8 protein-coding genes, 1 tRNA gene and 1 pseudogene are annotated in these 11,987 nt (G+C 64.8%); 3 read left to right on the forward strand and 7 right to left on the reverse strand.

The window, feature by feature from the left end; genetic code table 11:
- The first annotated feature begins 64 nt into the window (after positions 1-64).
- A tRNA-Met gene (locus HLH29_RS13715) sits at positions 65-141 on the forward strand.
- 140 nt (positions 142-281) lie between these two features.
- Here the strand turns inward: HLH29_RS13715 and HLH29_RS13720 are convergent.
- The 3 genes and pseudogenes from HLH29_RS13720 to HLH29_RS13730 all read right to left on the reverse strand — a co-directional run.
- Positions 282-577, reverse strand: a pseudogene (locus tag HLH29_RS13720) (transposase); the annotation flags it as partial.
- 140 nt (positions 578-717) lie between these two features.
- The gene (locus tag HLH29_RS13725; protein WP_182967766.1) at positions 718-1,359 is read right to left on the reverse strand and encodes a hydrolase; all 642 of its coding nucleotides are present in this window, start codon (positions 1,357-1,359) and stop codon (positions 718-720) included.
- Positions 1,360-1,456: 97 nt separating this feature from the next.
- Positions 1,457-2,359, reverse strand: a complete 903-nt coding sequence (locus HLH29_RS13730; RefSeq protein ID WP_182967768.1) for a pirin family protein — start codon at positions 2,357-2,359, stop codon at positions 1,457-1,459.
- A gap of 117 nt (positions 2,360-2,476) precedes the next feature.
- Between HLH29_RS13730 and HLH29_RS13735 the strand changes: the two genes are divergently transcribed.
- On the forward strand, positions 2,477-3,400 hold the full coding sequence (locus HLH29_RS13735) for a LysR substrate-binding domain-containing protein (protein ID WP_182967770.1): 924 nt from the start codon (positions 2,477-2,479) through the stop codon (positions 3,398-3,400).
- 405 nt (positions 3,401-3,805) lie between these two features.
- Here the strand turns inward: HLH29_RS13735 and HLH29_RS13740 are convergent, their stop codons facing one another.
- Genes HLH29_RS13740 through HLH29_RS13750 form a run of 3 tightly spaced genes read right to left on the reverse strand, consistent with a single transcriptional unit; the run spans position 3,806 to position 9,694 of the window.
- Complete coding sequence (locus HLH29_RS13740; RefSeq protein WP_182967772.1) at positions 3,806-5,302, reverse strand: efflux transporter outer membrane subunit; 1,497 nt, start codon at positions 5,300-5,302, stop codon at positions 3,806-3,808.
- Positions 5,299-8,463, reverse strand: coding sequence for an efflux RND transporter permease subunit (locus tag HLH29_RS13745; RefSeq protein WP_182967774.1), 3,165 nt, complete (start codon positions 8,461-8,463; stop codon positions 5,299-5,301). Before HLH29_RS13745 ends, HLH29_RS13740 begins: the two co-directional genes overlap by 4 nt.
- A gap of 4 nt (positions 8,464-8,467) precedes the next feature.
- Positions 8,468-9,694, reverse strand: a complete 1,227-nt coding sequence (locus HLH29_RS13750; protein WP_182967776.1) for an efflux RND transporter periplasmic adaptor subunit — start codon at positions 9,692-9,694, stop codon at positions 8,468-8,470.
- Between the two features lie 187 nt (positions 9,695-9,881).
- Here HLH29_RS13750 and HLH29_RS13755 point away from each other — a divergent pair, with 187 nt between their 5' ends.
- Entirely contained in the window at positions 9,882-10,490 is a 609-nt protein-coding gene (locus HLH29_RS13755; protein ID WP_182967778.1) for a TetR/AcrR family transcriptional regulator, read from the forward strand.
- Positions 10,491-10,538: 48 nt separating this feature from the next.
- On the opposite strand, the gene HLH29_RS13760 is transcribed toward HLH29_RS13755, so the two are convergent.
- Positions 10,539-11,978 (reverse strand): MATE family efflux transporter, encoded by a 1,440-nt coding sequence (locus tag HLH29_RS13760; protein WP_182967780.1) that lies wholly within the window; start codon positions 11,976-11,978, stop codon positions 10,539-10,541.
- Positions 11,979-11,987 lie beyond the last annotated feature (9 nt).

The raw sequence follows: 11,987 nt of genomic DNA on the forward strand, positions 1-11,987 counted from the left end.
ATACTGCGTCTTAAGACGCGGGAAAGTCGGTCGCCGCCAGGTCTTCCAGTCTACCCTACACCCACGCGGGGTGGAGCAGCCCGGTAGCTCGTCAGGCTCATAACCTGAAGGTCATAGGTTCAAATCCTATCCCCGCAACCATGGTTCAAGTCCTTGATAGGACACAACAAAACCCGCCCCACAAGGCGGGTTTTTTGTTGCCCGAAAGCCCACGCAGGAAACACGCACGCGTCTCTCGCCGGATGCTTACGCTGCAAATAGTCTTTCTCCCGGATCGCTCAGGTCACGGCGTCTCGCCGCAAACCGGGCGTCACGAGTTTTTTGCCAGCAGGTCCTTCAGCGTCGAGACGTCCATCACGTTCTCCGCCAGGAGCCGCTTCAGCTTCGCGTTCTCTTCTTCAAGAGCCTTGAGCCGCCGCGCTTCCGACACCTCCATCCCGCCGTATTTCGATCGCCACGTGTAGAATGTCGCATCGCTGATCCCGTGCTTGCGGCACAGATCGGCAGCCGTCGCGCCCGCCTGATGGTCCTTCAGGATCCCGATGATCTGGTCCTGCGTAAATCGCGCTTTCTTCATCGTCTGTCTCCAGTGGACAGACCTTACTTCAAATCGAGGGCATTCCAGGGGGCAAGGTCAGGGGCAAGGTCACGCCCCGCCAACAGACGGGACGCCCTCTATTTTCTGGTTCTAGCCGCCGATAGGCGGAGCAATGGCGATCATTCGGCCTTGTCGGCGGCGAACTGAAGCCCGGCGGTCCCGCCTGTCTTAATGAACAGGTCCATGAAGGCTGGCACGGTCTCGGCGCGCTTCCAGTCGCGCTGCAGCTCGCAGAACAGCTGGACCGTGCTGATTAGCTTGGCGCCGGCCTGCTCGACGCGGCGTAGCGCCGCCTCATGCGCTGCGACCGAGGTGCCGCCGACTGCATCGACGGGCACATAGACCTCATAGCCTTCGGCAAGCGCGTCGAGCGCCGGGAAGGTCAGGCACGCCTCGGTCCACAGCGCGGTCATGATGAGCTTCTTTCGGCCGGCGTCTTCCACCGCCTTCTTGAACTCGATATCCTCCCACGAGTTGATCGTGGTGCGGTCATAGGTCGGATAGCCGTCGAGCGCCTTGCGGACCTGGGGCACGGGCGGCTTGTTGAGGCCGGTCTCGACGTTCACGGTCGAATGGATCACCGGCAGCCCGTAGGCGACCGCCGCCTTGGCGCAGCCGACGATGTTGTTGACCAGGAGCTGGCGGTCCATCGAGGCGATGGAGTTCACCTGGACCGGCTGATAGTCGATGATGATGAAAGCTGCGTTCTGTGGGGTAAGCAGATGATCGGCCTTGGGATCGCGGATCGGTTCGCTGGACATGGTGGCATTCCTTCCTTGGTATTTAAGCGCCCGCTTAGGTTGCGCACGGGGGCTTGCCCGGCGGTGAGGGACGGAAGCGAGCGGCGCCGTCCCGTTCTCAGTGCATGATGGATCCGCCGCACGACGGCGGCGGGTCCATCCGCTCAGGCAGCGATCCGGCGAACCGGCCGCTGTTGTAGTCGTCGACTGCTGCGCGGATTTCCGCCTCGCTGTTCATCACGAAAGGGCCATGGCCGACGATCGGCTCGCCGGTCAAGACCAACAGCTTGGCATCGCCGTCGGCATGAACGCTCGCGCTGCTGCCTTCACGGCCGAGCAGAATCATCTCAGCCTCGCCCGCGCCCTGTGCGCTGTTCACCGTGACATGGCCGGTCAGTACGACCTGCATGGCGGTATGGCCTTTGGGCAGGTCGAGCGAGACATTGGCGTCGCGGTTGAGCGCCACGTCCCAGACGTTGATCGGCGTGAAGGTCCGTGCCGGCCCCGTCACCCCGCCGAAATGGCCGGCGACGATCCGCGCTTTGCCGTCGCTGTCGGGCAGATCGACCACAGGTATGTCGGCATCAAGGATGCCCTGATAACCACCCGGCGCCATCTTGTCCTTGGCCGGCAGGTTTACCCAGAGCTGGATCATGCGGAACGGCCCGCCCGTTTTGGCAAAGGCCGGCGAATGATACTCCTCGTGGATGATCCCGCCCGCTGCCGTCATCCATTGCACGTCGCCGGGGCCGATGACGCCGCCGTTGCCGGCGGAATCGCGATGCTCGACCTCGCCGTCATAGACGATGGTGACGGTCTCGAAGCCGCGATGCGGGTGCTGGCCGACGCCGCGCCGTTCGCTGGTCGGCTCGAAATAATGCGGACCTGCATAGTCGAGCAACAAGAACGGGCTGATGTGTGCACCCAGTGAATTGTAGGAGAAGAGCGAGCGGACGGGGAAGCCGTCGCCCACCCAATGGCCGCGATTGTTGCCGTAGCGGCCGAGGATCTGCTTGGTCATGGTTGATCTCCGATGCGAGGGCATTCTCTGGCTTTCTTGCTGTTGCAGTGGAGATAGCTCCGCGACGCCGAGGCCGGAAGATTGTGAATCCTGCCGCTGCGTCCTATACATAGGACGATGCAAGACCTCAACGACCTCTATTACTTCGTCCAGACGGTCGATCATGGCGGCTTCGCGGCGGCTGGCCGTGCTCTCGGCGTCCAAAAATCCAAGCTCAGCCGCCGTATCCTGCTGCTGGAGGAGCGCTTGGGCGTCCGCTTGCTCAACCGCTCCTCGCGCCACTTCTCCGTCACCGAGATCGGCCGCGAGTTCTACGATCGCTGTCTCGCCATGCTGATCGAGGCGGAAGCCGCCGAGCAAGTGATCGCGCAGGTCCGCGCCGAGCCGCGCGGCGTCATCAAGATGAGCTGCCCGGTAGCGCTCGCCAACTTCCAGTTCGGTGCGCTGATCGCGCGGTTCATGCTGGAGAACCCTGCTGTCGATATCCATCTTGAAAGCACCAACCGGCGCGTCGACGTAATCGCCGAGGGTTTCGACATCGCGATACGGGTGCGCTTCCCGCCGCTGGAGTCCACCGATCTGGTGATGCGCCGACTTGACGAGAGCACGCAGTGTTTGGTCGCCAGTCGAGCGCTCGTCGCTACCGCACTGTCATCGCCCGGCGATCTTGCTGGGCTGCCCAGCCTCGATTTCGGGCCGCCGCATCGCGACCATCAATGGCGGCTCGATCATGCCGATGGCCAGGAGGCCGTGATTTCACACCGGCCGCGTCTCGTCACAGACGACATGGCGGCACTGCGCGAAGCGGCGATCTCTGGCGTCGGCATCGTCCAGCTTCCAACGCGAATGATCTGGGACGACATCCTGACCCGTAGGCTCATTCATGTGCTGCCCGACTGGCGTCCGCGTGCCGGCATCGTCCACGCGGTATTTCCATCGAGGCGTGGCTTGCTGCCGTCCATTCGAGCCTTGCTCGATTTCCTGGCAGCCGAGTGCGCGGCGCAGCGTCAGGAGATGGGCGACATTCCTGCATTGGATTAAGGAGGCGGCCAGCCGAGTCCTTAAGCTGCCGCACGGAATAGCAATTTGAGATGGTTGCGTGTACCCGCAACCACTTACAGTTTCTGAAACCCCGCTAAGTCCCTGACTTGGAGGGGTTTTGCTATGCGTAAACTGAGGTCATCTTCTGGGGAACTGTTTAGAGCGGAATTCGATCTGGATGAATCTTCAGGGGTACCCAAGCGGGCGTATTTGTGATTCATCATGATGGCCGGATGGGAGGCCGGCGGTCGCCTCAAGAGCCACACGCGATTTGAACTCACCCGAATACCGTTTTCTCGTAACCTGGCCCATCAGTCCCTGTCCCTCTCCAGGTCCGCGATAGCTTATCACTCTGTCCGATTTTCCTGGGCCACCTCTGGAGGTGGTGGCAGACAGGCTGTGGCCTCACAGGTGCTTGCTCGCGGCTATGGGGGCTGCGGCTGCGACATGCTCCTGCCCGCCGATGTCCCATCCGCCGCCCAGCGCGCGATAGGCGCCGACCGCCGAGCGCGCCGCCGAGGCACGGGTCGCGTCCAGCGCGTTGCGGGCAACCAGCAACTGGCGGTCGGCATCCAGCACGTCGGTCAGCGTGATCGACCCCGCCTTGAAGGCGACTTCCGACAGGGTGCGCGCCCGTTCCAGAGAGGCGACCTCTTCATTCAGCCGCTGGACGCGGATTTGCGTCTCCGCGAGCGCCGAGAGCGCGTTTTCCACATCCTCGGCGGCCCGCAGCACTGTCTGGCGGTATTGTGCCAGCGCCTCGGCGCTCGCTCCCCGCGCCTGGGTGACCTCGGCGGCGACCTTGCCGAAATCGAACAGGCGCCAGCGCAGCGCGCCGGAGCCGGCAGGCTGGAAGGCCTTGGCCGACAGGAAATGATTGGCCCGCAGGCTGTCGAAGCCGAGTGCGCCGGATAGCGAGATTTTCGGATAGTAATCGGCGATCGCCTCGCCGATCCGTTCGTTGGACGCGGCGAGGCGCCGTTCCGCCGCGATCACGTCCGGACGTCGGCGCAACATGTCGGCCGGCCGGTCGGCATCCCCGATCGCCGGGACCGACGGGATGGCACCGGGTACCGAGAGTTCGCGCGCGTAGGTGCCCGGCTGCGCGCCCATGAGTACGTCGAGCCGGTTCATCTGTGCTTCCAGCGCGATCCGCAGATCCGGCAGCGTCGCTTGCGCGTCGTGCAGCAATGCTTCGGCCTGCGCGACCTCGCGGTCCGTGCCCTGTCCCGCCGAGCGGCGGAATGCTGTGAGCCTGACCAGATGATCGTCGGTCTCGATCTGGTTCTGCGTGACGTCTATCTGGGCCTGCAAGCCCCGGATCTGGAGATAGGCGTCCGCCGCGTCGGCGGCGACGCTGACCCTCACTCCGGCATTGTCGGACTCCGCCGCTTCCTCTTCCGCCCGTGCCGCCGCCGCAGCGCGGCGCAGCCCGCCGAACAGATCGATCTCCCAGCTCGCCGCCGGGCCGACGGTGAATTCGCGCTGATCGCGATGGAAGCCCGGGAAGCCGTTCGCGTAATAGCTGAACGGACCATATTCGCTCAGGCGCTCCGCCGTGACCCCGCTATTCAAATCGAAGGTCGGCAGCAGATTCGCCCCGGCGCCGGCGGCGACTCCCCGCGCCTGGCGCACGCGGGCCAGGGCGGCCGCGAGGTCTAGATTCTGCGCCAGCGCCCGCTGGACGATGGTGACCAGCTCCGGATCGTCGAACCCGGTCCACCAATGGTCGAGAGGCGGTATGGCCCGTCCGTCCTGGGTGCGCTGGACGGCGGCGAGGCTGTGAAATGGCGCGAGCTGCGCCTGCGGGCGGTGATAGTCCGGCCCCACCGCGCAGGCGGACAGGCCCAGCGAGGCCATTGCGACGAGCGTGGCCGTCCTGCCAAGCGATGCGCGTGTCATGCGTTCTCTCCTTGCGCCGGCGCCGTTCGTTGGGTGCGCGCCTGCCCCAGGCGGGCGACAACGGTGTAGAAAACGGGCGTGAAAAGCAGGCCGAACGCCGTGACCCCCATCATCCCGAACAGGACGGCCGTGCCCAGCGAGCGGCGCATTTCCGCCCCCGCACCGGTCGCGATCGCCAGTGGCGCGACGCCGAGGATGAAGGCGAAGGACGTCATCAGGATCGGCCGCAGCCGGGTCCGGGCCGCGTGGATCGCGGCCTGGGCGGCTTCGGCCCCGCCTTCGTGGCTCTGGCGTGCGAATTCGACGATCAGGATCGCGTTCTTGGCGGCCAGACCCACGAGGACGACGAAACCGATCTGCGCGAGGATATCGATTGGCAGCCCCCGCCCGATCAGTCCGGTCACCGAGGCGAGCAGGCACATCGGCACGATCAGCACCACCGCCAGCGGCAGCTTCCAGCTTTCGTACTGCGCCACCAGCACCAGGAACACCAGCAGCGCTGCCGCCCCGAACACCAGGAGGGTCGGTGTGCCGCGTTGCTCCTGCTGGAATGCGATATCGGTCCATTCGAACGTGATGCCGCGCGGCAGAACCTGGGCGGCGAGTTCTTCCATCCGATGCAGCGCCGTGCCGGATGCCACCCCTGGTGCTGCATTGCCTTGCACTTCCGCCGCCGGGTAGAGATTGTAGCGCGGCACGCGGTAGGGAACGGTCATGTCGCGGAAATCGGCTACCGTGCCGATAGGAACCATCTGGCCGGCGCTGTTGCGCGTCTTCAGGCGGCCGATATCGTCCGGCGTCTGGCGGAAGGCGCCGTCAGCCTGTGCGATGACCTCGAACGTGCGACCCAGATAATTGAAATCATTGACGTATTGCGAGCCGAGATAGACCTGGAGCGTGGTGAAGACATCGGTCGGGGTCAGCCCGACCTTCTCCGCCTTCAGCCGGTCGATATCGGCGTAAATCGATGGTGCGCCCGCGTTGAACAGAGTGAAGGCACCCGCGAAAGCGGGGTCCTTGTTCGCGGCGGCGACCAGATCCTTGGCCGCCTTGACCAGCGCCTGCGGCCCCAGCCCGGCCCGGTCCTCGATCATCATCTTGAAGCCGCCGGAATTGCCAAGCCCTTGCACGGGCGGCGGCGGAATGGTCAGCACATAGGCGCCCTTGATCACCGACAGCCGCTTGCGCAGATCGGCGAGCACCGTCTCGGCGGTCACGCCATGCAGGTCATGATTGTAGAGTGAGGGCAGGCCCGAGAAGAGGGTGCCCGTGTTGGGCTGTACCGTGAGGGTTGTGCCGTCGAGCCCGGCGAAGGGTGCGACATGCTCGATTCCCCGCGTATTCAGAATGATATCGGTCGCTTCCTTCATCACTTTTTCGGTGCGGGCGAGGCTCGACCCCGGGGGAAGCTGCACCACGGTGATCAGATAACCCTGGTCCTGCTCGGGGATGAAGCCGGTCGGCGTACGGGAAAATTCCAGACCGGCCAGCGCGATCAGCCCGGCATAGATGGCCAGCATCACGCCGAGCGCGCCCACGAGCCGCGCGGTCAGCCTGCCATAGGAGGAGGAAAGCCGTTCGAAACCATGATTGAAGCGCGCGAACGCCGCCTGAAGGAATTGCCCGGCGCGGCCGGCGGGCGGGACGTGCTCGTCATGCGGCCGGAACAGAACCGCGCACAGCGCCGGGCTAAGGGTGAGCGACACGAAGCAGGAAATCACCGTGGAGGCGGCGATCGTCACGGCGAACTGGCGGAAGAACAGTCCGGTGATGCCCGAGAGGAAGGCGGAAGGGACGAAGACCGCGCATAATGTGAGCGCGATGGACAGCAGCGCGCCGCCGACCTCGTCCATGGTCTCATGCGCCGCCTGGACTGGCGACAATCCCTCCCGCAGGTTGCGCTCGACATTCTCCACAACCACGATCGCGTCGTCCACGACGATCCCGACGGCGAGGACGAGCCCGAACAGGGAGAGGTTGTTGATCGAGATCCCGAGAAGTTCGAGGATCGCGAAGGTGCCCACCAGCGAGACGGGAATGGCGATCACGGGCACGATCGTCGCGCGCCAAGTCTGCAGGAAGAGGAACACGACGCCCACGACGAGGGCGATGGCCACGAAGATCGTGACGATCACCTCGTTGACGGATTTCGAGATGAACACCGTCGGATCGTAGACGATCTTGTAGGCAACGCCCGAGGGGAAGTCGCGCGCCAGCCCCTTCATCGCCGCCGTGACCTCGTGATCCACCGTCAGCGAATTCGCGCCGGGCTGGGCGTAGATCAGCAGGACAGCGGCGTCGTCGCGATCGACATAGGCGGTATTGCCGTAATCGACCGCTCCTACCTCGACATGTCCGATATCGCGCACGCGCGTGACCCGGCCGCGCCCGTCATTCTTGAGGACGATATCGCCGAATTCCTCTGGCGTCGTCAGACGGCCCAGGGTTTCGACATTGATCTGATAGGCTGCATCGCCCGGAACGGGCGGCCGGTTGAGCATGCCGGCGGACACCTGCAGATTCTGCGCGCGCAGGGCGGCGAGGACCTCGCTGGCCGTCATGTCGTAGGCGGCCACCTTGTCCGGATCGAGCCAGATCCGCATCGCATACTGGCGCTCGCCCTGCGGCTGCACGTCGCCGACGCCCTGGAGGCGTGCGAGTACGTCCTTTACGTGAAGGGTGAGATAGTTCGAAAGATAGAGCGAATCGCGCGAATGGTCGGGCGAGAAGACATGCACGGCGAGCAGGATGCTCGGCGTCGTCTTCCGCACATTCACGCCCAGATGCTGCACGTCGTCCGGCAGGCGGGGGAGCGCGTCCTCCACCCTGTTCTGGGTGAGCATCTGCGCGACGTTGAGGTCGGTGCCGATCCGGAAGGTGACCGTGATGGTCAGATTGCCGTCGCCCGTAGCCTGGCTCGACAGATACAGCATGTTCTCCACGCCGTTGATCTGCTGCTCGAGCGGCGTGGCGACCGTTCGCGCGACGGTTTCGGCAGACGCGCCGGGATAGGAGGCCGTCACCTGCACCGTCGGCGGAACGACCTCGGGATATTGTGCGATCGGCAGCACCGCGAGCGCGCCGAGGCCGAGCAGCATAATGAAGCAGCTCAGGACAATGGCAAAGCGTGGCCGGTCGATGAAGAAATGACTGAGGCGCATGGTATCAGTTCCCCGCCTGATCCGGGTGGTCGGGGAAGGTGCCGTCCTTGACGGCGACCTTCGCGCCCGGCGTCGCGTAGACCAAGCCGTCGATGACGACCCGGTCGTCGGGCGACAGGCCAGAGCGGATGATGCGCATCGCGCCGCGCGCGTCCCCCGGAACGACCAGCTTGGGCACCACGACGCCGTCTTTGCTGACGGTCAGCACGATATGATGGGACTGGTCGGGCAGGACCGCCGCGTCAGGCACCAGCAGCGCGAGGCTGGGCGGAGAGGACTCGACGCGCAGCCGCGCGAAAGCACCGGGCACGAGGTCGAGCGCCTGGTTGGGCACCGTTGCCCGCGCGTGGATCACGCCGCTGGACCGATCGATCGCGTTATCGACGAAATCGAGCGTGCCGGCGCGCGTGTATTCCCGCGTACCGTTGAGCGCGATCTGGATGGGTTCCGATAGCGGCCCCGTCGTCGACAGGCGATTGCGGGAAAAATTATCCCAGTCCGACTCGCTCATGTCGAAGTTCAGCCAGATGGGATCGAGCGATACGAGTGTCGTGAGCAGCGTGGTCGGACTGCTGGCGGTCCGGCTGCCGGCGACGAGGTTGCCTACCGACACCAGATGGGTTCCGATCCGCCCGGTCACCGGGGCGGTGATGCGGCAATGGTCGAGGTCGAATTGCGCGTCCCTGATCTCGGCTTGAGCCGCGTCGATCGCGGCCTGAGCGGCCTGGCGTTCGGACAGCCGCTGATCCACGTTCTCGACCGAGCCGGCGTCGCCATGCACCAATGTCTGCGCGCGCTTGAATTCGCGCGTGGCGAGCATCTCCCGCGCCTGGGCGCTCTCAAGCTGCGCCTTGGCGGCGGCAAGACGGATCTCGTAAGGGACCGGATCGATGGTGAAGAGCAGATCGCCCTTGTGAACGATGTCGCCGTCGCGGAAATGCACGCCGGTCAGCACACCACCCACCTGGGCGCGGACCTCGATTGCATCGATCGCGGCGAACTGGCCCAGAAAGCCAAGTCGCTCGGGAATGCTGCGCTGTTCCGGTCGGGCCGCGATCACCTGGGGGGCAGCCTGATCGGCGGGTGCCGCCTGTGCACGATCGGTCAGATAGGCACTTTCGCGCCAGACGCCGCCCGACGTGGCAGCGACCCCAGCCAGAATTGCAAGAACCCGCACCGACGGCCGGCGGAAAGAGCCTTTCCCACCCGTGCTCTTTGCGTCGCTCGACATCGTTCCTCACTTTCGGCACGCGAAATCGCCGCCGTTGCGCTATATAAAAGGTGAGCAGTCTCTATATCCATTTAGATGATGATCGTCATCATAAATTCGGGAGCAGGGTGCCATTTGGGGCCCCTTCACGTTATCAGGCCGCTTTGTCATATTTTCAGGCCTGATTGGGAGGGTAGAGAGGGAGGTCATGAGGAAATCGAAGGCCGAGACGGCCAGGACCAGAAACCGCATCGTCGAGACTGCAAGCGACGCCCTGCGGCGCAACGGGATCAGCGGCACGTCGTTGCATGAGTTGATGTCCGAGGCGGGTATGACCCATGGCGGCTTCTACCGGCACTTCGATTCCAAGGAGCAGCTGATCGCCGAGGCCTGTAGCCGTGGCTGCGACGCCCTGCTCGACACCATACGGGCCGCCGGATCACGCTCGCCCGACGCGTGTCCGGCGGGCACGTCGCCCGGTCTGGCTGCGATCGCCGACACGTTCCTGACGCCCGAATACCGGGACGAGGACGCCGCGTGCTGCCCGTTCGTGTCCTTCGGCAGCGAACTGGCCCGTGCCGACGCGGCGACGCGCCATGCCGCGACAGAAGGGATGCGACGCGCCATCGGATTGCTGGAACAGGAGTTTCATGACGGCGACATGGCCCGCATGCGCGCAATCGCGGTCTTCGCGGCCCTGATCGGGGGCGGGACCCTCGCCCGTATTGTCGACGATCCCGCCTTTTCCGACGAGATCCTCCAGGCCGCCAAGATGTTGATCTGCCGGATTTCGCGTGACGCCACCGAAGGCGGGTGAACACGCCGTTTTGTCGGGAGCATTCACCGTTCGGCAGTGTGTCCTATCTCAGGACGCAATTTTGGGTGGTCGAACCTGCCAGACTGTCTTCGACAGCATGGCGACACCGCAGATCGGCGCGAAGATGACGTAGGAAGCGGCCACGATCATGGACAGGCCCGTCATTCCGGCATGGAAGACATGGACCGCCACGATGCCGCCGCCCGCGGCAAGCAGCGTGCGGATCGTGTAGGCGAGGAAAGGCCAGAATGCATGGCCGGCTCCTTGGGCGGCAAAGGCGAACACGAATCCCGTTGCCATGAAACCGTAAGTCGGCGCGACGATGGCCAGATAGGTGGTGGCAAAATCGGAGACTGCGGCCTGGGTGGTGAACATCCCGGCCCAGAGTGCTGGTGCCAGTGCGATGCCCAGCCCGACGATTTCGGCGAAACCCGCGCCGATATAGGTCCCGACCCAGGCCATTTTTCTGGCACGCGCGGTCTGGCCGGCACCCATGGCAATGCCCACCATCGTCAGCACGGCCGAGGACAGCCCGAACAGGATCGGGATCATCACGTAATCCAGCCGCGAGGCAATGCCATAGCCCGCGATGGCATCGACACCGAAGCGCCCGACCGCGCCGGTGACGAGGATGACGGTCAGGTTGGTCTGCACCGTGTTCAGCGCGGTGGGGATGCCCACCTTCAGGATATCGGCAAAAAGCCGCCATTCCAGCCGGACCCACCGCAATTTCAGACCCGACCGGCCCGAATTCATGTAGCGCAGCAGTACGACCAGCGCGCACGCGTAATAGAGGACGAACGCCAGGCCGGCTCCGGCGACGCCCAGGCGCGGGATCGGCCCAAAACCGAAGATCAGCGCTGGGGAGGCGGGGATCATCACCAGCGCGCCCACCAATGTCACCAGCGCCGGGATCTTCACATTGCCGGATCCGCGCAGGGCGGCCGCGACAAGGTTGACGATCCAGATCGCCACCGCGCCACCGAAGACCGTGTCGGAATAGGCGAGCGCCGCCGTCAGCGACGCGCCGTTTCCACCCAGTGCGGCGTATAATGCGGGGCCGCCCCAGAGCAGTCCGACGGTGAAGGCCGCACCGACGACGGCGGCCAGCACGATGGCATGGAGCACCAGAGCGTCCGCGTCATGCTGGCGACGGGCGCCAATCGCGCGTGCGACGGACGAGGCCACACCGCTGCCCAGCCCGCCGTTCGACATGGTGATCATCAGCATGTACACGGGGAACACCAGCGCCACGCCGGCCAGCGCATCGGTGCCGAGATAACCGACATAATAGGTCTCGGCCACGCCGACTGCCGTCTGGGCCAGCAGGACCGCGATGGTTGGCAGCGCCAGCCGCGTCAGGGTTGCCATAATCGGCCCGTTCAGGATCGCGGCGCGCGCCTGCGCCTTGCGGTCCGCGACGCGGCTTTCGCTGACGGGCGTGATCTCCACCAGGTTGGCGATTGTCTCGCCTGCGGCCTCCGACATGACTTACGC

Origin of the sequence: Gluconacetobacter tumulicola, from assembly GCF_014174215.1 — a bacterium.
Lineage (GTDB): Bacteria > Pseudomonadota > Alphaproteobacteria > Acetobacterales > Acetobacteraceae > Gluconacetobacter > Gluconacetobacter tumulicola.